The sequence below is a fragment of the Microvirga alba genome, assembly GCF_015694465.1.
GTDB classification, from domain to species: Bacteria; Pseudomonadota; Alphaproteobacteria; order Rhizobiales; family Beijerinckiaceae; genus Microvirga; species Microvirga alba.
Genome location: NZ_JADQDO010000001.1, coordinates 561244 through 585297 on the forward strand (window position 1 = coordinate 561244; position 24054 = coordinate 585297).

The following is a 24054-nucleotide window of genomic DNA, read 5'->3' on the forward strand; positions in this document are numbered from 1 at the left end:
GCACGTTATCCAGGTGCCGAGCTTGACTAAACTCCGCGACGATGCGAGTCCCGCGCGACTTTTCAACGCAAAAGGGCGGCTCAACATGACGCGCGCATTCATTTTCCCGGGTCAGGGAAGCCAGTCGGTCGGAATGGGTAAGGCCCTCGCCGATGCCTTTCCACAGGCCAAGGCCGTGTTCGACGAGGTAGATGACGCCCTCTCGCAGAAGCTTTCCACCATCATGTGGGAAGGCCCGGCGGAGGACCTGACGCTGACCGCCAACACCCAGCCGGCGCTGATGGCTGTGAGCCTGGCCGCGATCCGGGTTCTGGAGGCCGAGGCCGGTCTCGACCTGAAAAAGCACGCGGCTTACGTCGCCGGTCATTCGCTCGGTGAATATTCGGCCCTCGCCGCCGCTGGCAGCCTTTCGATCGGCGACACAGCCCGCCTGCTGCGTATTCGCGGCAATGCCATGCAGAGCGCCGTGCCGGTGGGGCAGGGCGCGATGGCGGCCCTGCTCGGGCTCGAATTCGACGCGGCCCTCGAGGTCGCCCGGGAGGCGGCTCAGGGCGAGGTCTGCGATGCGGCCAACGACAATGGCGGCGCGCAAGTCGTGGTGTCGGGTCATAAGTCGGCGGTCGAGCGGGCTGTTGTCATCGCTCAGGAGAAGGGCGCGAAGCGCGCCGTGATGCTCTCCGTGTCCGCCCCCTTCCATTGCGCCCTCATGGCCCCGGCGGCCGATGCAATGCGCGAGGCTCTGGCCAAGGTGACCGTGAACGCGCCTGTCGTGCCAGTTGTCGCGAATGTGGAAGCCGCCGCCATCACCGATCCGGCAGCGATCCGCGATGCGCTCGTGCGCCAGGTTACCGGCACCGTGCGCTGGCGCGAGTGTGTCGCTTACATGGCGTCTCAAGGCGTTGATTCATTTTATGAGGTCGGGTCCGGCAAGGTCCTGACCGGACTCGTGAAACGCATCGCAGCGGGGGCGTCGTCCGCCGCTATCGGCACACCCGAGGATGTCGCCGCCTTCAAAGCATCCCTGCAAGGGTAAGGAGAGCCTCTCATGTTCGATCTCAACGGCCGCAAGGCTCTCGTCACCGGCGCGACCGGCGGCATCGGCGGGGCCATCGCCCGCGCTCTCCACGAGCAGGGGGCTATCGTCACCCTGTCCGGAACCCGTCGCAGCGCTCTCGAGGAGCTTGCGGCGTCGCTGGGCGAGCGGGTTCATATCGTCGAGGCCAATCTGTCCGACAAGGATTCCGTCGAAGCTCTTGTTCCGGCAGCGGAAACCGCGATGGAAGGGCTCGATATTCTGGTCAACAACGCGGGCGTGACGCGGGACAACCTGTTCATGCGCATGAAGGACGAGGAGTGGGACACGGTCATCGCCGTCAACCTCACCGCCGCCTTCCGCCTGTCCCGCGCCGCCGTGAAAGGCATGATGCGCCGCCGCTATGGCCGCATCATCAATATCGGCTCGATCGTCGGTTCCACAGGCAATCCGGGGCAGGGCAATTACGCCGCCTCGAAAGCCGGCCTGATCGGTATGACCAAGGCCCTTGCCGCGGAGGTCGCGAGCCGCAATATCACAGTCAACTGCGTGGCTCCTGGCTTCATCGAGTCGCCCATGACGGACGTGCTCAACGAGAAGCAGCGCGAGGGAATTCTGGGTACGATCCCCATGGGGCGGCTCGGTCAGGGTGGTGAAATTGCATCGTCCGTGGTTTATCTTGCGTCCACAGAAGCTGCATACGTGACAGGTCACACCCTGCACGTAAACGGCGGAATGGCCATGTTCTAGAAGGGCTTAGCGCCTCTGATGGAATCTGTTCGCGAATGCCGGACACCTCTCGCCAGAGGCGATAAGCTTGTGTTAAGCATTTGCTCGATTCAGGTCGGAGGGGTTGACCGGCGCGGAAAAATGCGGCTTTGCACGGCGCAAGGTAGCGGTTCCAGCGTTGTCTGCCGAGCAGCTGATCTAATTTCAATTCTTGATCCGCCCAATTCCTGAGGCGGCAGCCACTGAGGAAAATACGATGAGTGACGTCGCTGATCGCGTGAAGAAGATCGTTGTCGAGCACCTGGGCGTCGACGCCGAGAAGGTGGTCGACAATGCCAACTTCATCGACGACCTGGGCGCCGACAGCCTTGATACCGTCGAGCTCGTCATGGCGTTCGAGGAAGAGTTCAACGTCGAGATCCCGGACGACGCGGCCGAGACGATCGTCACGGTCGGCGACGCGGTCAAGTTCCTCGAGAAGAACGCGGCCTAAAAAGCCATGGGGCGTCGGATCAAGTCATCCGACGCCCAATTTTTATTAATAAGACAGGATATAACATGCGTCGTGTTGTCGTCACGGGTCTAGGCATGGTCACCCCCCTCGCTTGCGGGGTGGAGGAGACATGGTCGCAAATCCTCGATAGCAAGAGCGGCGCCAACAAGGTCGAAGGTTTCGAGACCGACGATCTGGCCTGTCGGATTGCTGCGCAGATCCCGCTCGGCGACGGTTCCAACGGCACCTTCAATGCCGATCAATGGATGGAGCCGAAAGAGCAGCGCAAGGTCGATCCCTTCATCGTCTATGCCATGTCGGCGGCGACCCAAGCCCTCAACGACGCAGGATGGAAGCCGACGACTTACGAGGACCAATGCGCCTCCGGCGTGCTGATCGGCTCCGGCATCGGCGGCATCGGCGGCATCTACGATGCCTCGTTGACCCTGATCGAGCGTGGCCCGCGCCGCATTTCCCCGTTCTTCATTCCTGGCCGCCTCATCAATCTGGCGAGTGGCTATGTTTCGATCGAGCACGGCCTCAAGGGGCCCAATCACTCGGTCGTGACCGCTTGCTCCACCGGCTCGCACGCCATCGGCGACGCGGCCCGTCTGATCGCGCTCGGCGATGCGGACGTGATGGTGGCGGGCGGCACGGAATCGCCGATCAACCGGCTTTCCCTTGCTGGCTTTGCGGCCTGCCGCGCTCTGTCCACGAATTTTAACGACGATCCGACCAGGGGATCTCGCCCTTACGACAAGGACCGTGACGGTTTCGTCATGGGCGAGGGCGCGGGCGTGGTGGTTCTCGAAGAATACGAACACGCCAAGGCGCGCGGCGCCAAGATTTATGCCGAGGTCATCGGCTACGGCCTGTCGGGCGACGCCTACCACATTACCTCGCCCTCCGAGGACGGCGACGGGGCCTATCGCTGCATGGCCGCCGCCATCAAGCGCGCGGGCATCTCTGCCTCCGAGATCGACTACATTAACGCCCACGGCACCTCGACACCGCTCGGAGACGAGCTTGAGTTGAAAGCCGTCGAGCGCATCGTCGGCAACGCGGCGGGCAAGCTTTCCATGTCCTCGACCAAGTCGGCCATCGGCCACTTGCTGGGTGCTGCCGGCGCTGTCGAAGCGATCTTCTCGATTTTGGCCATGCGCGACGGAATCGTTCCGCCGACCCTCAATCTCGACAATCCGTCCGTCGAGACCGCGATCGACCTCGTGCCCCACAAGGCGAAGCGCAAGGAAGTCAATGTGGCGCTTTCGAACTCCTTCGGGTTCGGCGGCACCAACGCTTCCCTCGTTTTCCGTCGCGTCTCCTGAGGATAAACCCACTACGTTACGGCTTTTCGCCATAATCCCCAGTAGGGTGTCGAACGAACGGCAAGGCCGCCGATCGGCCCCAGAAAAGCATCGTGATGTTCGGCAGAAAAAAACAAACCCTGATGTCTTCCAACGAGATGCCGCATCAGGACGAGCAACAGCCGCGCCTCGCGCCCAAATCGCCAAGCGAGGCCATCAAGCCGATGGCGGCTCCCCCGCCTCCGCCGCGCATGCGCCGTGAACGAGGCGGGCTTTTGTCCGTTGTCAGCGGGCTCCTCACTCTCCTGATCGCGCTCGCGATCGGCCTCGTCTTCGGGTTTAGTGTCCTCGAGCGGGAGGTTACGGCCAAGGGGCCCCTCCAGAGCGACAAGGTCGTTCTCATTCCGCGCAATACCGGCACGAGCGAGATCGCCGAAATCCTGAAGCAGGAAGGCGTGATCAATCAGCCTTTGCTGTTCGAGGCCTATGCCCTCGTCAACCGGCAACGGGGTCAACTCAAGGCCGGCGAATTCCAGTTCAAGGCCGGGGCTAGCATCCAGGACGCCATTGAAACGCTCGCGCAGGGCAAGGCCATCCTGCATTCGATCACGATCCCCGAAGGGCTGACCAGCGATCAGATCGTGGCCCGGCTTTACGAGAACGAAATTCTGTCTGGCGATATTGTCGAGACCCCGCGTGAGGGAATGCTGCTCCCCGATACCTACAAGTTCGAGCGCGGCACCACCCGCCAGCAGATCGTCAACAGCATGCAGATGGCGCAGCGGCAGGCCCTGGCCCAGATCTGGCAGCGCCGCTCGCCGGAGCTTCCCGTTAAAACCGCTCAGGAACTCGTTATCCTTGCCTCCATCGTGGAGAAGGAGACGGCCCGCGCCGACGAGCGCACGCGCGTCGCTGCCGTGTTCATCAACCGCCTCATGCGCCGCATGAAGCTCCAGTCAGACCCGACCATCGTCTACGGCCTCGTAGGCGGCAAGGGGACGCTCGGCCGGGGCATCATGAAGAACGAGATCGAAGCGGCGACGCCCTACAACACCTATGTGATCGAAGGCTTGCCGCCGGGGCCCATCGCCAATCCCGGCCGGGCGGCGCTGGAGGCTGTGGCCAATCCCTCGCGGACCAAGGATCTCTACTTCGTCGCCGATGGATCGGGCGGTCACGCTTTCTCCGAGAGCTACGAGCAGCATCAGCGCAATGTGACGCGCTGGCGGCAGGTCGAGAAGACCCGCGCCGCGACCGATGCTGCCAACAGCGTCGACAGGGCCGACCCGGATGGGGGAGCGACTGGCGACCTGACCCAGGACCCGCGTGGGCTTGCCGATCCCACCGCCCCGGCGGGGGCGAAGACCCCTCTGAAGCCGGGGATGAAGGCGCGTGGGTTCGATGCCAGCGAGGGGACCGACAAAGATCCCCTCAAGAACAAGACCTACGATCTGAACAGTCCCAAGAACGTCCCCGTTCTGAAACAGCCCTAAGGCCGGCGGCCCTTGCAGCCTGACTGCTTGTGACGCGAGGCGGCGCGCATTATGGTCGCGCCGACTTTTCACTCACGCCCGAGGTTCAACGCATGTCCATTGCGAGCATGACCGGCTTTGCCCGCGAAGCCGGCAGCACAGGCCCCTATCAATGGGCCTGGGAGATCAAAACCGTGAATGGACGCGGGCTCGAAGTCCGCGTGCGGGCGCCCTCAGGCCTCGACGCGGTCGGCGAGGAGGCGCGTAGCCAGATCCTCAAAGCCTTCACCCGCGGGCAGGGGCAGTTGAACCTCTCGATCACCAAGGCTTCTTCCACGCCGAAGCTGCGGGTGAACCAGGACGTGCTGCAATCGCTCCTGTCGGTGATCGGTGATCTGAAACTTCCCGAAACGGTCAAGCCCGCATCCCTCGACGGCTTGCTTTCCGTACGCGGCGTTGTCGAACTGGACGAAGATGCGACCGAGCCCGGGCAGGATGAAGCCCTCGCACAAGCACTCAAGGCGGCTATCGTAGTGCTGATCGACGCTCTCAAGGCCGCGCGTTTGCGGGAGGGCAAGGCACTGGCTTCCGTTCTGCGGCAGCATCTCGATCTCATCTCCGGTCTTGTCGACGAGGCGGATTCCTCGCCCGCCCGCCGCCCGGAGGCCGTCCGGGTTCGGCTGGAGGCGCTGATCGACCAGTTGCTCGAAGGCAAGGCCGCGCTCGATCCGGCGCGGTTACACCAGGAAGCCGTGCTGATCGCCGCCCGGGCCGATATCCGCGAGGAACTCGACCGCTTGCGCGCCCATGTGGATGCCGCGCGTGGCCTGCTCGACGAAGGTGGGTCCGTCGGACGACGGCTCGATTTTCTGGCGCAGGAATTCGGCCGCGAGGCCAATACCCTGTGCGCGAAGGCAAATGATGTATCCCTTTCGCGGATCGGGCTTGAATTGAAGGCCGTTATCGAGCAATTCCGCGAGCAGGTTCAAAACGTCGAGTAAGGGGCGGGAAGTGATTGAATTGAAGCGGCGTGGCCTTCTCCTGATCCTGTCCTCGCCCTCGGGTGCTGGCAAATCGACCCTGACGCGTAACCTCGTGCGCGAGGATCGCGGGATTCGCCTGTCGATCTCGGTCACCACCCGCCACAAGCGCCCGTCTGAGATCAACGGCGTGCATTACAACTTCATGGAAAACGTCGCCGATTTCGAGGAGATGCGGGATCGCGGCGAGTTGCTCGAATGGGCGCATGTCCACGAGAACTATTACGGAACGCCGCGCAAGCCCGTGGAGCATGCCCTCACTCGCGGCGAGGACATGATGTTCGACATCGACTGGCAGGGCACGAAGCAGATCGTCGAGAAGATGCGTTCCGATGTGGTGAGCGTTTTCATCCTGCCGCCTTCGATGGAAGAGCTGAAGGCACGGCTCGAACGCCGCGCCGAGGACACGCCGGAAGTCATCGCCCGTCGCCTGCGCAATGCCCGCGAGGAGATCGCCCAATGGGCGTCTTACGACTACGTGCTCATCAATGACGATCTTGATCGTACCTATGGCGACCTGAAAGCCATCCTCGCTGCCGAGCGTCTGCGCCGCGAGCGTCAGGTTGAGCTTGGAGGCTTTATCGACGGCCTGCTGGCCGCGTCGGTGAAATAGGTCGGCTTAGTCCGATCGCCGTTTCGTTCGATCGAACGCGTTGGCCAGGGCAACGTAGCCTGAAACGGGCACGTTCTCGGCGCGGGCCGTTTCCTCAAGCCCCGCTTCCGCGATCAGGGCCGAAGGATCGGGCGTCATGGATTTCAGGCTCTGACGCAGCATCTTGCGGCGTTGTCCGAAAGCGGCGCGGGTCACCGCCTCCAGCGCTCCGACGCGGCAGGGCAGGGGCTCCTGGCGCGGCGTCAGATGCACGATGCTCGACGTAATCTTGGGCGGTGGCACGAAGGCGGAAGGCGGCACGTCGAAGAGAATGCGCGCCTCTGTGCGCCAGCCGCAGAGCACGCCAAGCCGGCCGTAATCCTTCGGGTCGTCCTCGTTCGCCACGATGCGCTCGGCCACCTCGCGCTGGAACATCAGCGTCAGGGAGGACCACCAGGGCGGCCATGCCTCACCGGTGAGCCAGCCGGTCAACAGGGCCGTGCCCACGTTGTAAGGCAGATTGGCGATGATGCGGACAGGACCCTCCCCGATCAGCGGACGAGGATCGAAAGCAAGAGCATCGGCCTCGATCACCTCCAGACGACCCGGATAGTGCGCGGCGATTTCGGCGAGAGCGGGCAGACACCGGGAGTCGCGCTCGATGGCGATCACCTTCTTCGCGCCAGCAGCGAGAATAGCCCGGGTGAGCCCGCCGGGACCGGGGCCGACCTCGACCACGGTGCTGTCCTCAAGGGGACCCGCCGACCGCGCGATCCGGCTCGTCAGATTGAGGTCGAACAGGAAGTTCTGGCCGAGCGACTTCTTGGCCATCAGCCCATGAATCCGCACCACCTCGCGAAGCGGCGGCAGATCGTCGATCTGGCTCATGGGGCTTCGGACCTGTTGCCGAGGCGGGCGGCGAGCCGGATCGCCGCCATCAGGCTGTCGGGCCGGGCGATGCCCTGGCCCGCGATGTCAAACGCGGTGCCGTGATCCGGCGATGTCCGAACGAAGGGAAGACCGAGCGTCACGTTGACGGCCTCATCGAAGGCGATGGTCTTGATCGGGATCAACGCCTGATCGTGATACATGGCGAGTGCCGCATCGTAACGCTGACGCGCGCGGGCGTGGAACATGGTGTCGGCGGGAAGCGGTCCCGCGACCTCGATGCCGTCAGTCCGCAAGATAGCGACGGCTGGAGCGATAATGTCTTGATCTTCCGCCCCCATCGCGCCGTTCTCACCCGCATGCGGATTGAGACCGGCGAGCGCGAGGCGCGGGTGCGGGAGGCCGAACCGCTCTCTCAACTCCCGCGCCACGATCCGCCCTGTCAGCACGATCAGATCGGTCGTCAGCGCCGACGGAACAGAGGAGAGGGGGATGTGCACGGTGACCGGCACGACCGCCAACTGCTCGCTCCAGAGCATCATCACCGGGTGATAGGCTTTGCCCTCCCTGCCCGATGCGAGCGCCGCCAGGAACTCCGTATGCCCCGGATGCCGGAAACCGGCGTCGTAAAGCACATGCTTTGCGATGGGGTTGGTAACGAGAGCAGCGGCGCTGCCACCTTGAACCAGCCGCACGGCCGTCTCGATGGATTCGGTGACCGAAGGGGCATTGGCTGCATCGGGCTTGCCCGCATGGGCGACGACTGACCGCGTCAGCGGAATTACCGGCAGGGCCTGCGGGAAAACAGATTCGATGTCCGCAGGCTCGGCAGGAGCGATGGGGACATCCCAGCCGAATGAACGGGCAGCTTGTTCAAGGTGAGCCGGATCAGCGATCACGGCGAAGGGCGGAAGGGAGGCCTCCGTCCGCTGGAGCCAGGCCTTGAGCGTCAGTTCAGGCCCGATTCCGGCTGGGTCACCTTGCGTCAGAAGAAGGGGGCGTCGATGGCCCGTCACTTAGCCGCGACACCGTCTTGGGATGAGGCCGCCCCATTGATGTTCTGGCTGAACGAGACTTCGCCGAGGGTGCGCAGCTCAAGCCGGAACATCACCGTGTGGCTGCGATCTTTCTCACCGGAAGTGACGGCGAGATTTCGCGGAGCCATGGAGTAATTCAGAGTGAAGGTCGTGCACTCGTCCATATAACCGACGCCAAGCGACATGGAGCCCACATAGGCGGCATTCAGGCGATTGTAGACGGCTGTCGACGGGTTGGCGATGAAGTTGGCGGCAAACGTGTCACGCGCCAACAGATAGCGATCGAGATCGAGCAACAGCGACCCCGTGACATACCATTTCGGCGTCACGTTCCACGTGGCCGAGGCGAGAAGACCCTCGCGGCGCTGGTCGAAGCCGATCGCCGGTTGCGCTGCATAGCGGGCATAGGTCAGTGAAGTCGAGAATGGCAGATAGGGGCTGAAGCTTGCCGTCACGCCGGCTTCGAGCCGATTAAGCCCGAAATCGTTTTGGTCGAATCGGCCGCGCGTCACGAACGAGATGTTCTTGTTCGGGGAGAGCTGGAAACGGCCAACATAGTCCGACGCGGCGGAATCCAGTCCGGATTCAAGACCTGTATTCACCAGATCGAGGGTTTTAAACGAATTGCGCCCGGCGAGTTGATAGGATTGACCAAACAACACGTTTGCGTAGAAGCCATCCGCGCCGGTGACGGAATATTGCAGGCCGACATTGGCGCGCACGCCGCCTTCCGCCCGGTCATAGCCGGTGAACTTGTCCCAATTGAAGAGGGACGTGTCGTCAAAGATCAGGCTCTGCGCATCTTCGTTTGGAAGGCGGCCGATCCTGGTTTCACTGGGGCGAGCGACGATCTGAGCGATCGGTTCGAGCGTTTGAGTGCCCGACGTTCCGAGGCTGGCAACGAACGGGAAGCGGTATTCAAGGCCGATTCCCGGCATGCCGCGGAAGGCATATTCGTCATTGCCGCTGATGAAGTTCGAAAGTTCGAAGTTCTGGAAGCCGCTGAAGTCCGGTGCGGTCCAGAAATTGTCTGCCCGAACATAGGCGAACGGGGTCCAAACCTGGCCAACCGGGTCAATGAACTCGCGCCGCCAGGACGCTGAGACCGAGGCGCGCGAATCCGAGCCGCTGATGCCGCGAACCAGGCAGACGCCGCGCTGGAAAACGGCACAGGTCTGATAGAGCCCGAAGAGAAGTGCCGGCTTGCCGGCTTGCTCGAACTGGGCGGCCTCTCGCGACAGGCTGGTCACGTTGACGTCAAGCGAGAACTCACCGCCGATGCCGGCGGGTGTAATGCGCTTGTTGTAATCGAGGACCGGCGCGACGACAGGCTGCTGCTTCTGCCAGTCCGTGCTCGACAGACCCTGGAAATAATAGCCCCGCAGATCGAAGAAGGACCGGTCACCCTGGCCTTGCAGGTACAAGGTCGAGATCGATTCCTTCAGATAGAGCGCGCTCAGGCTCTCGCTGCGGATCCGGTAGTTCTGCAGGAACCATTTGTCCGACAACAGGGCGACGTCCCAGCCCCACTTCCAGCGATCGTTGAGGTAGAACTGGCCGGTCGATTCGAGCGATCCGCGGTTGTCGCGGTCGCCCGGCCCAAAGGGGCTGACGAGAAACGCGGTCGGATCTTGTTGGCTGATGCCGGCTGCGCGGATGGTGTAGGAGCCCGTATCGAGACGATGACGCCACTCGGCCTGACCGAGCAGGCCCTGCCGGCTCAGGTAGGTCGGCGTGACTGTCAAATCGTAGTTCGGCGCGATAGCCCAGAAAAACGGAACCGACAGGCCGACACCGAGCGAGCTGGAATAGACATAGCGCGGTGACAGGAAGCCGGTCTTGCGTTTGACCGTCGGATCCGGCGTCCAGAAATAGGGCATATACGCGACGGGAAGGCCGAGGATCTCGAGGGTCGCGTCCTCATAGTAGATCGTCTGTTCGCTGTTGTTGTGGATGATCTTGGCCGCCCTGACCTGCCACAGCGGCGGCTTTTCCGGATTATCCTTACAAGGCTCGCAAGCGGTGTAGGTGCCGCGCTCGAAAACGGTCGTCTCGCCTTCAGCGCGCTCGGCGCGGGGCGCCGAGAATCGCGTCGTGAGGGGCCTGCCGTTTTCGGTGGTGCTCTGCACGACCCGCAGCGAATTGATGAAGCCGTTCTTGAAATCGTCGGTCAGTTCGAACCGGTCGCCGGTCACAACGGCGCCGCTCGCATCCGTGAGTTTCGCGTTGCCTTCGGCGTAAACCCGGCCCGTATTCCGATCATAGGTGACGCGATCGGCTTGAAGCGTCTTTCCCTGGTAGTTCATCTGCACGTCGCCTGCGGCGGCGATCGTGTTCTTGTCGTTGTTGTAGACGATTTCCTTAGCGTCAACGAACAGCCGGTCCGTACCCGAGCCGGATTGAAGCTTGGACCCGAGGGTGTCGTTAAGGGATTTCTGGGCGAGCGCAGGAACAGACCCGACGGCACAAAGAAGCACCATCGCGACCGCAGACGTTGCGATCGTTGCCTTGAACCGTTCCATTCCCACTCCTTACCGAGCCTCTACTTCCGAGAACGGCTAACCGTCCTCTTGGTACAACAAGGCGAGAGTCCCTAAGAGACTGCCGACGACAGCGGGAAACCAAGCGGCGACGACCGAGCTGATGATGCCGGCGGCGCCGAGTTCCGCCATGAGTTCCGTCGCGACATAAAGCATGAAGCCAGCCGCGACGCCACCCAGAACCATCATCGCTACACCACCAAATCGAAAGAATCTTAACGACACAGATGCCGCTACGAAAACCATGGCGATGAACAGAAGCGGGCGGGCCAAAAGGATGTCGTAATGGAGGCGGTAGGTGGTCGTGTTCAGCTCTGCTTTTTCAAGGCGTTCGATGGTCTCTTTGAGCTTCCAGAAAGGCACGGAGTCGGGGGCGATGAAGCTCTGGCGAACCTGGGACGGCTGCAGGCTGGAGGCGATAACGTAACGGTCGTATGATTGCGGTTCTTCTACCGCAGTTAGAACTCGTGTTTCGCTCAACTCCCAGAAACCTTCGTGGAGGGTCGCCTCCTTGGCTTCGATTCGCTGGCTGAAAGCCCCGGAGTTGTCGAAAGTGTAGACCGTGACGCCTGTCAGGGTCGCCTCATCGGCCAGAGACCCGCTGGCCCGAAAAATGGCCTGCCCATCGATGCTCTTCTGACGCAGCCAGATCGCCTTGCCGTTCAGCACGTAGCGCGAGAAAATTTTGGTCTCAAGGGCCGAGGCATGCTGCTTCAGGGAGGCCGAGATCGGGTTGTAGATCGTGACCGAAACGATGCCGATCGTCAGCGCGACGAACAGGCCGGGCTGAAGGAACTGCCAGGCGGAGATGCCGGCAGCGCGGGCGATGACGAGCTCGAGCTTGCGGCTGAGTTGCAGCAGGGCCGCCATGCTGCCGAACAAGACGGCGAAGGGCATCACCTGCTCGGCGATGGCGGGGGTCCGGAAGAGGGCGAGCCGCGCCATCATTCCCGCCGTTGCGCCCTCGGCATCGCCGGCGCGGCGCATCAGCTCCACGAGATCGAGCGTGTAGACGAGGGTAAAGACGGTGGCGAAGACCAAGAAGATGGTCTTCAGGAATTGCCACGAGAAATAACGCCCGAGCGTTGCACCGATCAGCATGCTCAAGCCTTTTGAGTTTGGGAGTTTCGAGAGGGGATCAGCGCCCGTCCCAACACTCTGGCCTTGGCGCGAATCGTTCGAATCGACGAACCCTGCAAGATCAGCATCAGGGAGATCGTAACCGCCAAAATCGGAACCCCATAGACGCCGATCACGGCCACGGGTGTCCGAACAACAGCGCTTGATGCGGCAAAGCCCGCGATCCGCAGCACGACAACGCCCAGAACGGCAGATGCGATGGCGAGTCCGCGCCCCTGACGGGTGGTGCGCGCATCGCCCAGCGCGGCGAATGCAATGACCATCATGGCCAACGGGTAGAGCCAGGAAGAGAGCCTGTCGTGCAGCTCGGCGCGGAAGCGCCCTTCCTGGTATTGATACAGAAGCTCGGTCTTGTCCGGGAACAGCAACTGGATCGTGCCGCGCTCGCGCGGTTTGTAGATGATGTCGCCGCCGTCCTGGTTGAAGGCGGCAAGATCGACCGCGTAACGCTCGAAAGCGACGATGGACGAGTCGCGGCTGTTCGGTTCCTTCCGCTGAACGCTGCCTTTTTCGAGGACGAGATAGGCCTGCCCATTGGCTTCGACCGTTTGGCCGCGCTCCGCGAGATAGACGACGACCTTGTCCTTCACCCGCTGGTCTTCCATGAAAATGCCGAGCAGCGCCTCGCCGGAGCGTTCGCGGTAATGGAAGGTGATGCCGTTCTCGAGGGTGATGAACTGGCCCTCTTTCGCCATGGTAGCCACGAAATCCGCGCGAATTTTCGTGAAAAGGTTGCGCAGCTCCTGGAAGCTCGCAGGCATGATGTAGATCGTGATCATCCCCACGATGAAGCAGACGAAAGCGGCCAGGACGAGGAAGGGCCGCAGCAGCTTCAGGGGGCGCATGCCGGCTGCGCTCATGACGATCAGCTCGGAGTCGCCATTGAGCTTATTGAGCGCGTAGATCGTTGCCAGAAACAGAGCGACCGGCGAAATGACGCTGATGAGGGCGGGCAGGGACAGGCCCGTAACAGTCAAGAAGATGAAGAGCGTCTGACCCTTGCCGGTCAGGAGGTCGAGCTCGCGCAAGGCCTGGGTGATCCAAATGACCCCGGTGAGGGCGATGAGGCATGCGGCGAAGGCCGTAAACGCGATTTTCAGGATATAACGTTCAAGTAGTGTCATGAAGCCCTTCGCCGGTCGGCGTCCAGGCCTTGGGTACCTTGTCACATGCCCCTAGGCAAGGCCGCGCGTTTTCAACAGCTTGAGATTGCGTCGCTTTCGCGGCAAAGCCCGCGTGATCCGAGTCGCGAATTGATGTATGTCACCAAAAGCCGCAGCTGGCCTCTCTCTCTGGCCGGCCCTTCACAACTGGATGCGAGGATTTCATGGCCGACAGCTTCAAGATTGATTTTCAAGCTCACGGTTCGATAGGGACCGGCGATCTCATCGTTTTCGTCGGAGAGAACCTCAAGCCGACACCTGCGGTTGCGAAGCTGATCGGCCCCAAGGCCGTCGAGTTGATTGCGAGAGCCGCTGCGGCCGAGAATTTCAAGGGTAAGGCCAAGTCGGCCATGGTCATCGTCGCGCCGTCAGCGGTCGCTGTCGACCGGCTCGTCGTGATCGGCGCCGGGGGAGAAAAAGACCGGGCGAATGTCGACTGGGCCCAACTGGGCGGCCTCGTCGCGAGCAAGGTGAACGGCAAGAGCGCTGTCGCCGTGCTGGACCTGCCGGGCGTTGAGATCACGCCGGATGACGCCGCCGATGTAGCGCTTGGCGCTCAGCTGCGCCGCTACAGCTTCGACCGCTACAAGACCAAGAAGGACGAGGCCAAAACAAACGGCGCCGGCGGAAAACTGTCGTTGAGCGTCGCCGATCCGACCGCGGTGAAGAAGGCTTACAAGGCGCGCGAAGGCGTTGCCGGCGGAATCACCATCGCCCGCGATCTCGTCAACGAACCGCCGAACGTTCTCGGTCCCCGTGAGTTCGCGGCCAAGGCGGAAGCCCTGAGCAAGCTCGGCGTCGAGGTCGAGATTCTCGACGAGAAGGCCATGCAGAAGCTCGGCATGCGTGCGCTGTTGGGCGTTGGCCAGGGCTCCACGCGCGGCAGCCGCGTCGCCATCATGCGCTGGAACGGCGGAAAGGCGACGCAGAAGCCCATCGCCTTCATCGGCAAGGGCGTCGTTTTCGATTCGGGCGGCATTTCGCTCAAGCCCGGCCAGGGCATGGAGGACATGAAGGGCGACATGGCGGGCGCGGCCTGCGTCGTCGGTCTCATGCATGCGCTCGCCAGCCGCAAGGCGAAGGCGAATGTGGTCGGCGCGATCGGCCTCGTCGAGAACATGCCGGACGGCAGCGCCCAGCGCCCCGGTGATATCGTCACCACCATGTCGGGCCAGACCATCGAGATCATCAACACCGACGCCGAAGGCCGCCTCGTTCTGGCCGATGTGCTCTGGTACGTGCAGGATCGGTTCAAGCCGAAATTCATGATCGACCTCGCCACCCTGACTGGCGCGATCCTCGTGGCGTTGGCGCAGGAATATGCGGGCCTGTTCTCGAACAACGACGAATTGGCTCAGCGCATCACGGCGGCCGGTCAGGAGACCGGCGAGCGCGTGTGGCGCATGCCGCTCGGGCCGGAATTCGACAAGATGATCGATTCGAAGTTCGCCGACATGAAGAACTCCTCGGGCCGTCACGGCGGATCGAGCACGGCCGCGGCGCTGCTTCAGCGCTTCGTCAACGACGTGCCCTGGGCCCATCTCGACATCGCAGGCACCGCCATGGGGTCGCCGCAGAACGAGATCAACAAGGGCTGGAGTTCCGGCTGGGGCGTGCGTCTGCTCGATCGCCTCGTGCGCGATCACTACGAGGGTTGAGGATGACATCCAAAAAAGGGCTTGCCATCGTCGCCTGCGCCGACGGTTTGTGAGCGCCGATGGCCGAGGTCCTTTTCTATCATCTTCAACGACAGCCTCTCGAGGCCGTGTTGCCCACGCTCCTGCAGAAAACGCTGGAGCGTGGTTGGCGCGCGGTGGTTCAGGTGACGACCGAGGAGCGCATGGCCGCCCTCGACGATCACTTATGGACCTATGCCGATGAAAGCTTTCTGCCGCACGGCACCGACCGCGAGGCCCAGGCGGCGAGCCAGCCGATCCTGATCACGCTGGCCGATAGCAACCCCAACGGAGCCTCGATCCGCTTTCTGGCCGAGGGGGCCGATTTGCCGGGGGATATTCCGGCCTATCAGCGGATCGCGATCCTGTTCGACGGTAACGACGATCAGGCTCTAGCCCGCGCGCGCGACCAATGGCGTGCGGTCAAGGAGGGCGGCCACGACGCGACCTATTGGCAGCAGGACGACCGCGGACGCTGGGAGCGGAAGGTCTGACGATTCTTGACGTCCCGTTGCCAGCCCTCATGGCCGGGCGCCGTCATCTCGATGAGGTGAAGAGCCTTTCGCATCGGGATCACCGGGACAAGTCCGGTGATGGCAGAGAGAGGTAGGCCGTCAGCATACTGGAACGGAATGGCCGCGCTTCCGTTTCAAGCAAGCCAAGAGGATGCCCGCCATGAACCGAATCTCGCGCCCGTCGCTCCTTGCCGTCCTGTGCCTCTTGTTGGTTGCGCCAGTCGTCGCGCAGGCTCAGGAGGCCCCCAACCGGCAGCCGCAGCCCGTGAGGGGGGAGGCACGTCCGCAAAGCGCGGACACGACCCGTCTGCCGCCGAATTCCGTAACCCGCCATACGATCACGCTGCCGGGACGCACGTTGAGCCTGACCGCGACGGCGGGAAGCCTGACTTTGATCGACACGAATGGCGCTCCGCAGGCCGAGATCGGATTTACGGCCTACACCAAGGATGATGCCGACCTCGCGACGCGCCCGGTGACGTTCGCGGTGAATGGGGGGCCAGGGGCTTCCTCGGCATATCTGAACCTCCTCGCCATCGGTCCATGGCGGCTGTCTCTCGATGGAGCTGGCATCAGCCCCTCGGCCTCGCCGAGCCTGATGCCGAATGCCGAAACCTGGCTCGATTTCACCGATCTCGTCTTCATCGACCCGCCGGGAACCGGCTATAGCCGAGTGATCGGTGGTGATCAGGTCCGGGAGCGGTTCTATTCCCTACGGGGCGACATCGATGGGCTCGCCGCCGCAATCATGCGCTGGCTGAAGGAGAAAAACCGGCTTCTCTCGCCGAAATTCTTCGTCGGCGAGAGTTACGGCGGGTTTCGCGGCCCGCTGCTGGCTGAAAAGCTGCAAAGCGATCAGGGCATCGGCCTCAGCGGTCTGGTTCTCGTCTCGCCGGTGTTGGATTTCGCGTGGCTCGATCACGCGTCCTCTGCGCCCTGGACCGATGCTGCCCGCCTGCCGTCCATGGCCGCCGCCGCGCTCGCCCGCAAGGGGCCCGTCTCGCGCGAGGCGTTGCAGGATGCGGAGCGCTATGCGTCGGGCGAGTACCTCGTCGATCTGATGCGCGGTGTGCAGGATCGGGAGGCGGTCGAACGCATCAGCGGGAGAGTCGCCGCGCTGACGGGCCTCGACCTCGATCTCGTCCGCCGCCTTGCCGGGCGCGTCGATGCTCGTGCGGTGCAGCGGGAGACGTTGCGCCGGAGCGCCGATGTACTCAGTGCCTATGACGCCGATGTTTTCGGCGCGGATCCCAATCCGGCAGCCTATGTCTCGCGGTTCGAGGACCCGGTCCTGACGGCGATGACCGCACCGCTCACGAGCGCGATAATCGACCATCTGACGAACACGCTCAACTACAAGCCCGAGGGACGCTATAACCTGCTCAACAACGCGGTGACCCGGGCCTGGCGATGGGATGGCGGCCGCAATGCGCCGGAAAATCTCGAAGAGCTCCGTCAAGCCCTGGCGCTCGACGGGAAATTGCGCGTGCTGGTTGTGCACGGGTTCACCGATCTGGTGACGCCTTACTACGCATCGCAGCTTCTCATCAATCAGATCCCGGACCTCGGTCCGGAAAAGCGTTTGACGCTAAAGGTTTACGAAGGCGGTCACATGTTCTATTCGCGCCAGGGATCGCGCCAGGCTTTCCGGGCCGATGCTCAGCGCCTGTTCGAGGATGCGATGCGGGTGCAAGCGAATGGAAGCAAGAAGGATTGATGGGAATGCGTGGTAGAGCTTTTTCCGAAAAAGCGGCAAAGGGAAGATCTTCGATTCTTGCCTCGATGGCGCTTTTGGCCGTCGGATTGTCAGCTTGCAACAGCACGTCCTCCGCGCCCCCGGCCGTGTCTGCCCCTATCGCTCAGGCGTCGATCGCCGCGACGCCTGACTACGGCGCGGTGATCGGGCCGGACGGCCGCTGCACGGGCGCGCCCTCAATGACGGCGTCCGCCATCGCACCCGGCATCGGCGAGTGCGATCTCCTCGCCCTCAAGGGCAAGATTCCGACGGATGTGCTCGTGGGCGAGAGCGGCAAGGGCCAACGCGAGGTGCAGGTGCTCTATTCCGAGCCCGGTGGTCGCGAGCTCTATTTCTTCGTCAACAACAAGCTCGATCGGATCGTGAAGTAGGATCAGGCTCCAGCCATTTCGATCTCGCTGCTGACGCCGAGCCATTCCTCCTCGACGGAGGCAAGCGTCCCGGCAGCCTCGGCGCGCATCCTGGACAGCTCTGTCGCTTTCGCGGGATCCTTCTGGAAGGCGGTGCCGTCGGCAAGCGCCGCGTCCACCTTCGCGATCACCTCGGTCAGCTTGGACATCCGCGCTTCCAGCGTTTCGAGCTTTTTGCGCAGAGGCGCGAGCGCCACCCGACGCTCCGCCGCCGCGCGGCGCTCATCGATGCGAGAGGATGCGGCGGCTTGCGGCTTGTCGGAACGGTTCTGCGGTTCGAGTTCGCCTGACAGAACGAGCTTGCGATAATCGTCCATGTCTCCGTCAAAGGGCTTTACGCTGCCATTGCCGACGATCCAGAGGCGGTCGGCGCAGGCCTCGATCAGGAAACGGTCGTGGCTGACCAGAATGACCGCGCCCGTATAATCGTTGATCGCCTCCATCAGCGCCTGACGGCTGTCGATGTCGAGATGGTTCGTCGGCTCATCGAGGATGAGCAGGTTCGGGCCGTTGAACGCGGCCAACCCCATCAGAAGACGAGCCTTTTCGCCGCCTGACAGGGACGAGACCGGGGTGTCCGCTTTCGCCCCGGGGAAACCGAAACGGGCAGCGCGCGCGCGGATCTTCGCGACCGGTGTATCGGGCATCCGGGCGGCCACGTGGTCATAGGCGGTGGCGCTCGGATTCAGCTCATCCACCTGATGTTGGGCGAAATAGGCCACCTCCATCTTCGTCGGCCAACGGACCTCGCCTTTAAGCGGATCGAGCCGCCCGCCGATGAGCTTGCAGAAGGTCGATTTGCCGTTCCCGTTCGCGCCCAGAAGCGCAATGCGGTCGTCCGGCTGGATCGTCAGGTTCAGGCGGTCGAGAATGGTCCGGTCGCCATAGCCCGCCGCCGCGCCCTCGACTGCGATCAGGGGCGGAGCGAGGGCGCGCTCCGGCCCCGGCAGGTCGAACGCCAGAACCTCGTTTTCAACAAGGGCGGCGATCGGTTCCAATTTGGCCAGCCGCTTGACGCGGGACTGGGCCTGACGGGCTTTGGAGGCTTTCGCCTTGAACCGGTCCACGAAGGCCTGGAGATGCTTGCGCTCGGCGTCCTGCTTGGCCTTCATCTTCGCGGTCAGTTCGCGCTTCTCCGCCAATTGCTTGGCGAAGGAACTGTAACCGCCGCGATAGATCGTCAGCTTGCCCTGGTCGAGATGCAGGATGTGATCGACGGAGGTGTCGAGCAGCTCGCGGTCGTGGCTGATGACCAGGACCGTGTGAGGGTAGCGATCCAGATATTCATAGAGCCAGAGCGTCCCCTCGAGGTCGAGATAGTTCGTCGGCTCGTCGAGGAGCAGCAGGTCGGGTTCCGAGAACAGCACGGCGGCAAGGGCCACCCTCATGCGCCATCCGCCGGAGAAGGACGAGCAGGGCCGGTTCTGTGCCTCGGCGTCGAAGCCCAGGCCATGCAGGATCGAGGCGGCGCGCGCCGGAGCGGAGTAAGCGCCAATGTCGGTCAGTCGGGTTTCGATCTCCGCGCGGCGAAAGCCGTCGGCGGTGTCGGCTTCGGCGAGAAGGGCAGTGCGCTCCTTGTCCGCCGCCAGCACGACCTCGATCAGCGACTCAGGCCCACCCGGTGCCTCCTGGGCCACGCCCCCGACTCGGACGCCGCGGGGAAGGGCGATCTCCCCGCTCTCAAGCGAAGCCTCGCCCTGAACGATGCGGAAGAGGGTCGTCTTGCCCGCGCCATTCCGGCCCACCAGGCCGACTTTGCTGCCGGTCGGGAGGGCGAAGGAGGCGTGATCCAGGATCGTTCGGCCGGCAATTCGGTAGGTCAGGTCATTCGCGTGAAGCATGTCGCCTTGTGGCCTGCGAAGGCGGCCCTGACAAGGCAGAACCTCGATTTTGCCCCTGTGTCGCGGCTGCAGCAGGACTGCTCTTGCACAATTTCGGTGATGCCTTTCTCTTGACTTTGCAAAGTAATCACACCACAGAAGCCCGCGAAATAACGATGCTGCCACACCCGTTTCCGCGCAACGCGGAGTGTCCTGCTTAACGGGGTTATGGCCGCAATGGGGTTAGTCAGGAGCCTGATGATGCATGGAAATCGCGCGGTAAAGACCGATGCGACGGTCGCGGACGTTGCTGAGCTGCTTGCGAAGTTCAAAGAACGTAGCGCCACACTCGGCATCGTCGGCCTCGGTTATGTGGGCATCCCCCTTGCACTCACCGCCGCGAAGGCGGGATTCAAGGTTGTCGGGTTCGACATCGACGCACCTCGCGTTGACCAGATCAACCGGGGCGAGAGCTTCATCAAGCACATTTCCTCGGCGCTGATTTCGGAGGCGGTGAAGGGCGGAAAGTTCGAGGCGACTGCCGATTTTGCCCGTCTGGGCGAGCCGGACGCCATTCTGATCTGCGTGCCGACGCCTCTCACCAAGCACCGCGAGCCGGATCTCTCCTATGTGGAGAACACCGCCCGCGCCATCGCGCCTCGCCTGCGCAAGGGCCAGGTCGTCGTTCTGGAATCCACCACCTATCCCGGCACCACGGACGAAGTCATCCGCCCGATCTTCGAGGCGACCGGCCTCAAGAGCGGCCAGGATTTCTTCCTGGCCTTCTCTCCGGAGCGCGAGGATCCCGGCAATCCGGATTTCGGCACCTCGACGATTCCGAAGGTTGTCGGCGGCGACGGCGAAGCGGCTCTTGCCCTCGCCGACATGCTCTACAGCCAGCTGATCGTGAAGACGGTTCCGGTGTCCTCCGCCGCGACGGCCGAAGCCGTGAAGCTGACCGAGAACATCTTCCGTGCGGTGAACATCGCCCTCGTGAACGAACTCAAGGTCGTCTATGCGGCCATGGGCATTGACGTTTGGGAAGTCATCGACGCGGCCAAGACCAAGCCCTTCGGATTCATGCCGTTCTATCCGGGCCCGGGTCTCGGCGGTCACTGCATTCCGATCGACCCCTTCTACCTCACCTGGAAGGCGCGCGAATACGACATCGCGACCCGCTTCATCGAGCTGGCCGGCCAGATCAACACCCGCATGCCGTACTATGTGGTCAACAAGCTTGCGGAAGCCGTTGATAAGAGCGGCAAGGCCTTCACGGGTTCGAAGGTCCTGATGCTCGGCATCGCCTATAAGAAGAACGTCGACGACATGCGCGAGAGCCCCTCACTGAAGCTCATCGAGCTGATCGAAGGGCGCGGCGCCGAAGTCGATTATTTCGACCCCTACATCCCGGTTATCCCGATGACCCGGGAGCATGCGGAACTGGCGGGCCGGAAGTCGGTCGCGCTCGACGCGAAGACATTGGCTGGCTACGACGCGGTTCTCATTGCAACGGATCACGACAACGTCGATTACAAGCTCGTAGTCGACAACGCGAAGGTGGTTGTCGATACCCGCAATGCCTGCGCGCGGGCTGGCATCCCTGAAGGCCGCGTCATCAAGGCCTGATCGAGCATTTTTTAAAGAAGACAACGGAACGGATAGGGGCAGAAGACCATGACGAGCGACATTCGGGTAGCAGTTGTCGGCTGCGGATATTGGGGCAAGAACCTGGTCCGCAACTTCGCTGAACTCGGGGCGCTGGAAGCTCTGGTCGATGCTCATCAGCCGACCGTTGAAGCACTGATCGCCAAGCATGGCGGACGCTCGCTTACCTTCGAAGGCGCTTTGGCGGATCCGAAGGTGAACGGCGTCGCCATCGCGGCTCCGGCGGCCTTGCACTACACGCTCGCAAAGCAGGCACTGGAAGCCGGTAAGCACGTGTTCGTCGAGAAGCCGCTGGCTCTCGAAGTGAGCCAGGCAAAGGAACTCTGCGCGCTGGCCGAGCGGCTCGATCGCCGTCTGATGGTCGGACACCTGCTGCAGTATCACCCGATCTTCCTCGAGCTGAAGAAGCTCGTGCGCGAGGGCAAGCTCGGACGCCTGCAATACGTCTATTCGAACCGCCTGAATCTCGGAAAGATTCGCCGCGAGGAGGACATCCTCTGGTCCTTCGCGCCGCACGATCTTTCCATGATCCTCTCCCTTATCGGCAGCGAGCCGGAGAAGGTCGAAGCGGTCGGCGGTTACTATCTCCATGACGCCATTGCGGACGTGACCACGACGCATCTTGCTTTCCCCGGCGGCGAGCGGGCGCACGTGTTCGTGTCCTGGCTCCATCCCTTCAAGGAGCAGAAGCTCGTGGTCGTCGGTTCCGACGCCATGGCCGTGTTCGACGATGGCGAGGCCTGGGACCGCAAGCTCCTTCTCTACCCGCACAAGGTGGAGTGGAAGGACAACATGCCGGTGCCGGTGAAGGCCGACGCCATTCCGGTCACCGTCCCGCAGGACGAGCCCTTGAAGCAGGAATGCCTGCATTTCATCGATTGCATCCGTACCGGCGCGACGCCGCGCACCGATGGCCGCGAAGGCTTGCGGGTTCTCTCCGTTCTCGCGCGCGCCGCCGACTCGCTGCTCCAGGCACGCCTTGGTCAGCAGGCTGCTGCTCCGGCGATCGAGGTCGCGAAGCCCCGCGTGGCAAAGGATTATCCCGGCGTCACGATCCATGAATCGGCCTATGTCGATGCAGGCGTCGAGATCGGCGAGGGCTCGAAGGTCTGGCACTTCAGCCACGTCCTCGGCAATGTGACCCTCGGCCGGAACGTCAATATCGGCCAGAACGTGGTGATCGGCCCGAAGGTGATTGTCGGCAACAACGTCAAGATCCAGAACAACGTCTCCGTCTACGAAGGCGTGACGCTGGAAGATGGCGTGTTCTGCGGTCCGTCCTGCGTGTTCACCAACGTGAACAACCCGCGCTCTGAAATCGCGCGCAAGTCCGAGTATCGGCCGACCCTGGTGAAGCGCGGCGCCTCGATCGGCGCGAACGCGACCATCGTCTGCGGCCACACCCTGGGCGAATATTCTTTCATCGCCGCTGGCGCGGTTGTCGCGAAGGACGTTCCGGCCTTCGCGCTGATGGCGGGCGTGCCCGCCAAGCGCATCGGCTGGATGAGCCACGCGGGTGCCAAGCTCGGCCCCGATCTTGTCTGCCCTGAATCCGGTCGTCGTTATCGCGAGGCCGGCCCGAACAAACTTGAGGAGATTGCGTGATGTCGGACCCGATTGCGTTCATCGATCTGGCGGCCCAGCGCCAACGTCTCGGCTCCGCCGTCGACCAGGCCGTGCTGCGGGTCATCGATCACGGCGGCTACATCATGGGCCCCGAGGTCAAGGCTTTCGAGGCCGATCTCTCCGCGTTCTGCGGCGCGAAGCACGTCATCTCCTGCGCCAACGGCACGGATGCGCTCCTCATGGTGCTGATGGCCAAGGGCGTGAAGGAAGGCGATGCGGTTCTCTGCCCGAGCTTCACCTTCGCCGCGACGGCGGAAGTGGTGGCGCAGGTCAACGCGACGCCGATCTTCGTCGACGTCCTCGAAGACACGTTCAATCTCGACATCGTCAGCCTCGAAGCGGGCCTGAAGACCGCCAAGAAGCTCGGTCTCAACCCGGTCGGCGTGATCCCGGTCGATCTCTTCGGCCTGCCGGCCGACTACGAGCCGATCGAGGCGTTCTGCAAGCGCGAGGGCCTGTGGCTCATGTGCGACGCGGCGCAGAGCTTCGGCGCGAGCTACAAGGGCCGTAAAGTGGGCGTGATCGGCGATTGCACCACCACCAGCTTCTTCCCGGCAAAGCCGCTTGGCTGCTACGGCGACGGCGGCGCGATCTTCACCAATGACGACGAACTCGCAACCGTGCTGCGCTCGATCCGCGTTCACGGCCAGGGCACCGAGAAATACGACAACGTCCGCATCGGCATGAACGGCCGTCTCGACACGATGCAGGCAGCGATCCTCATCGAGAAGCTCAAGATCTTCCCGAGCGAGATCGAAGCGCGCGACCGCGTCGCCAAGTACTACAACGACAACCTGCGCGATGTCGCCGTGGTGCCGGAAGTGCCGGAGGGTTACACCTCCGTGTGGGCGCAGTACACTCTGCGCATGGACGGCTTCGACCGCGCCCAGTTCCAGGCGGACCTGAAGGCCGCCGGTGTCCCGACGGCGGTTTACTATCCCAAGCCGCTGAACCAGCAGACCGCTTATAAGCACTATCCGGTCGCCGGAAACGGCGTGCCGGTTTCCGATCGTCTTGCTGCGGAAGTTATCAGCCTTCCCATGCACCCCTACCTCACGGAAGAAGTGCAGGACCGGATTATCGCCGCTGTGAAGGACGCTTTGGCCAATCAGCGCAAGGCTGCTGCCGAGTAAAGGACCGACCATTATCGGT

The 24054-nt window shown here is 62.9% G+C and carries 20 protein-coding genes; 14 read left to right on the plus strand and 6 right to left on the minus strand.

Annotation, left to right across the window (positions count from 1 at the left end; translation table 11 throughout):
• Nucleotides 1-85: 85 nt before the first annotated feature.
• From fabD to gmk, 7 genes are all read left to right on the plus strand, one after another.
• Nucleotides 86-1033: an ACP S-malonyltransferase gene (gene fabD, locus I2H38_RS02560; RefSeq protein WP_196270217.1), complete on the plus strand. Its 948-nt coding sequence runs from the start codon at nt 86-88 to the stop codon at nt 1031-1033.
• Between the two features lie 12 nt (nt 1034-1045).
• A complete protein-coding gene (gene fabG, locus I2H38_RS02565; RefSeq protein ID WP_196270218.1) occupies nt 1046-1783 on the plus strand; it encodes a 3-oxoacyl-[acyl-carrier-protein] reductase in 738 nt (245 codons plus the stop codon).
• 235 nt (nt 1784-2018) lie between these two features.
• Nucleotides 2019-2255, plus strand: coding sequence for an acyl carrier protein (locus tag I2H38_RS02570; protein WP_196270219.1), 237 nt, complete (start codon nt 2019-2021; stop codon nt 2253-2255).
• A 65-nt stretch (nt 2256-2320) separates the two neighbouring features.
• Nucleotides 2321-3583 carry a beta-ketoacyl-ACP synthase II gene (gene fabF / locus I2H38_RS02575; RefSeq protein ID WP_196270220.1) on the plus strand — a complete coding sequence of 421 codons (1263 nt, stop codon included), beginning with the start codon at nt 2321-2323 and terminating at the stop codon, nt 3581-3583.
• Nucleotides 3584-3678: 95 nt separating this feature from the next.
• Nucleotides 3679-5055 carry an endolytic transglycosylase MltG gene (mltG, locus tag I2H38_RS02580; protein ID WP_196270221.1) on the plus strand — a complete coding sequence of 459 codons (1377 nt, stop codon included), beginning with the start codon at nt 3679-3681 and terminating at the stop codon, nt 5053-5055.
• A gap of 92 nt (nt 5056-5147) precedes the next feature.
• Nucleotides 5148-6035 (plus strand): YicC/YloC family endoribonuclease, encoded by an 888-nt coding sequence (locus tag I2H38_RS02585; protein WP_196270222.1) that lies wholly within the window; start codon nt 5148-5150, stop codon nt 6033-6035.
• A gap of 10 nt (nt 6036-6045) precedes the next feature.
• Nucleotides 6046-6687 carry a guanylate kinase gene (gene gmk, locus I2H38_RS02590; protein ID WP_196270223.1) on the plus strand — a complete coding sequence of 214 codons (642 nt, stop codon included), beginning with the start codon at nt 6046-6048 and terminating at the stop codon, nt 6685-6687.
• 6 nt (nt 6688-6693) lie between these two features.
• On the opposite strand, the gene rsmA is transcribed toward gmk, so the two are convergent.
• From rsmA to lptF, 5 genes are read right to left on the minus strand one after another with little or no spacing between them, the layout of a single operon-like run.
• On the minus strand, nt 6694-7554 hold the full coding sequence (gene rsmA, locus I2H38_RS02595) for a 16S rRNA (adenine(1518)-N(6)/adenine(1519)-N(6))-dimethyltransferase RsmA (protein WP_196270224.1): 861 nt from the start codon (nt 7552-7554) through the stop codon (nt 6694-6696).
• A complete protein-coding gene (gene pdxA / locus I2H38_RS02600; protein ID WP_196270225.1) occupies nt 7551-8570 on the minus strand; it encodes a 4-hydroxythreonine-4-phosphate dehydrogenase PdxA in 1020 nt (339 codons plus the stop codon). Before pdxA ends, rsmA begins: the two co-directional genes overlap by 4 nt.
• Complete coding sequence (locus I2H38_RS02605; protein WP_196270226.1) at nt 8567-11113, minus strand: LPS-assembly protein LptD; 2547 nt, start codon at nt 11111-11113, stop codon at nt 8567-8569. Before I2H38_RS02605 ends, pdxA begins: the two co-directional genes overlap by 4 nt.
• 36 nt (nt 11114-11149) lie before the next feature.
• A complete protein-coding gene (gene lptG, locus I2H38_RS02610) occupies nt 11150-12232 on the minus strand; it encodes an LPS export ABC transporter permease LptG (protein WP_196270227.1) in 1083 nt (360 codons plus the stop codon).
• Nucleotides 12233-12234: 2 nt separating this feature from the next.
• Nucleotides 12235-13395 (minus strand): LPS export ABC transporter permease LptF, encoded by a 1161-nt coding sequence (gene lptF / locus I2H38_RS02615; RefSeq protein ID WP_196270228.1) that lies wholly within the window; start codon nt 13393-13395, stop codon nt 12235-12237.
• A gap of 203 nt (nt 13396-13598) precedes the next feature.
• Here lptF and I2H38_RS02620 point away from each other — a divergent pair, with 203 nt between their 5' ends.
• The 4 genes from I2H38_RS02620 (at nt 13599) to I2H38_RS02635 (ending at nt 17752) form a co-directional block, all read left to right on the plus strand.
• On the plus strand, nt 13599-15092 hold the full coding sequence (locus I2H38_RS02620) for a leucyl aminopeptidase (protein WP_196270229.1): 1494 nt from the start codon (nt 13599-13601) through the stop codon (nt 15090-15092).
• Nucleotides 15093-15151: 59 nt separating this feature from the next.
• Nucleotides 15152-15604 (plus strand): DNA polymerase III subunit chi, encoded by a 453-nt coding sequence (locus I2H38_RS02625; RefSeq protein WP_196270230.1) that lies wholly within the window; start codon nt 15152-15154, stop codon nt 15602-15604.
• A gap of 172 nt (nt 15605-15776) precedes the next feature.
• Complete coding sequence (locus tag I2H38_RS02630) at nt 15777-17342, plus strand: S10 family peptidase (protein ID WP_407664000.1); 1566 nt, start codon at nt 15777-15779, stop codon at nt 17340-17342.
• A gap of 5 nt (nt 17343-17347) precedes the next feature.
• Nucleotides 17348-17752: a hypothetical protein gene (locus I2H38_RS02635; protein WP_196270232.1), complete on the plus strand. Its 405-nt coding sequence runs from the start codon at nt 17348-17350 to the stop codon at nt 17750-17752.
• A 2-nt stretch (nt 17753-17754) separates the two neighbouring features.
• Here I2H38_RS02635 and I2H38_RS02640 read toward each other — a convergent pair whose 3' ends face one another.
• On the minus strand, nt 17755-19632 hold the full coding sequence (locus tag I2H38_RS02640) for an ABC-F family ATP-binding cassette domain-containing protein (RefSeq protein WP_196270233.1): 1878 nt from the start codon (nt 19630-19632) through the stop codon (nt 17755-17757).
• Nucleotides 19633-19869: 237 nt separating this feature from the next.
• Between I2H38_RS02640 and I2H38_RS02645 the strand changes: the two genes are divergently transcribed.
• Genes I2H38_RS02645 through I2H38_RS02655 form a run of 3 tightly spaced genes read left to right on the plus strand, consistent with a single transcriptional unit; the run spans nt 19870 to nt 24035 of the window.
• A complete protein-coding gene (locus I2H38_RS02645; RefSeq protein ID WP_407664001.1) occupies nt 19870-21237 on the plus strand; it encodes a nucleotide sugar dehydrogenase in 1368 nt (455 codons plus the stop codon).
• Nucleotides 21238-21285: 48 nt separating this feature from the next.
• Entirely contained in the window at nt 21286-22881 is a 1596-nt protein-coding gene (locus I2H38_RS21345; protein ID WP_196270234.1) for a Gfo/Idh/MocA family oxidoreductase, read from the plus strand.
• The gene (locus I2H38_RS02655; protein WP_196270235.1) at nt 22881-24035 is read left to right on the plus strand and encodes a DegT/DnrJ/EryC1/StrS family aminotransferase; all 1155 of its coding nucleotides are present in this window, start codon (nt 22881-22883) and stop codon (nt 24033-24035) included. The genes I2H38_RS21345 and I2H38_RS02655 overlap by 1 nt, the downstream gene beginning before the upstream one ends.
• The last annotated feature ends 19 nt before the right edge of the window (nt 24036-24054 follow it).

Coding starts and splice junctions, on each gene's coding strand:
- I2H38_RS02620 (WP_196270229.1), top strand. CDS start 13,599: ATGGCCGACAGCTTCAAGATTGATTTTCAAGCTCACGGTTCGATAGGG.
- fabD (WP_196270217.1), top strand. CDS start 86: ATGACGCGCGCATTCATTTTCCCGGGTCAGGGAAGCCAGTCGGTCGGA.
- I2H38_RS21345 (WP_196270234.1), top strand. CDS start 21,286: ATGACGAGCGACATTCGGGTAGCAGTTGTCGGCTGCGGATATTGGGGC.
- fabG (WP_196270218.1), top strand. CDS start 1,046: ATGTTCGATCTCAACGGCCGCAAGGCTCTCGTCACCGGCGCGACCGGC.
- fabF (WP_196270220.1), top strand. CDS start 2,321: ATGCGTCGTGTTGTCGTCACGGGTCTAGGCATGGTCACCCCCCTCGCT.
- lptG (WP_196270227.1), bottom strand. CDS start 12,232: ATGCTGATCGGTGCAACGCTCGGGCGTTATTTCTCGTGGCAATTCCTG.
- rsmA (WP_196270224.1), bottom strand. CDS start 7,554: ATGAGCCAGATCGACGATCTGCCGCCGCTTCGCGAGGTGGTGCGGATT.
- I2H38_RS02570 (WP_196270219.1), top strand. CDS start 2,019: ATGAGTGACGTCGCTGATCGCGTGAAGAAGATCGTTGTCGAGCACCTG.
- lptF (WP_196270228.1), bottom strand. CDS start 13,395: ATGACACTACTTGAACGTTATATCCTGAAAATCGCGTTTACGGCCTTC.
- I2H38_RS02655 (WP_196270235.1), top strand. CDS start 22,881: ATGTCGGACCCGATTGCGTTCATCGATCTGGCGGCCCAGCGCCAACGT.
- I2H38_RS02605 (WP_196270226.1), bottom strand. CDS start 11,113: ATGGAACGGTTCAAGGCAACGATCGCAACGTCTGCGGTCGCGATGGTG.
- I2H38_RS02630 (WP_407664000.1), top strand. CDS start 15,777: ATGCCCGCCATGAACCGAATCTCGCGCCCGTCGCTCCTTGCCGTCCTG.
- I2H38_RS02585 (WP_196270222.1), top strand. CDS start 5,148: ATGTCCATTGCGAGCATGACCGGCTTTGCCCGCGAAGCCGGCAGCACA.
- mltG (WP_196270221.1), top strand. CDS start 3,679: ATGTTCGGCAGAAAAAAACAAACCCTGATGTCTTCCAACGAGATGCCG.
- I2H38_RS02645 (WP_407664001.1), top strand. CDS start 19,870: ATGATGCATGGAAATCGCGCGGTAAAGACCGATGCGACGGTCGCGGAC.
- I2H38_RS02635 (WP_196270232.1), top strand. CDS start 17,348: ATGCGTGGTAGAGCTTTTTCCGAAAAAGCGGCAAAGGGAAGATCTTCG.
- I2H38_RS02640 (WP_196270233.1), bottom strand. CDS start 19,632: ATGCTTCACGCGAATGACCTGACCTACCGAATTGCCGGCCGAACGATC.
- I2H38_RS02625 (WP_196270230.1), top strand. CDS start 15,152: ATGGCCGAGGTCCTTTTCTATCATCTTCAACGACAGCCTCTCGAGGCC.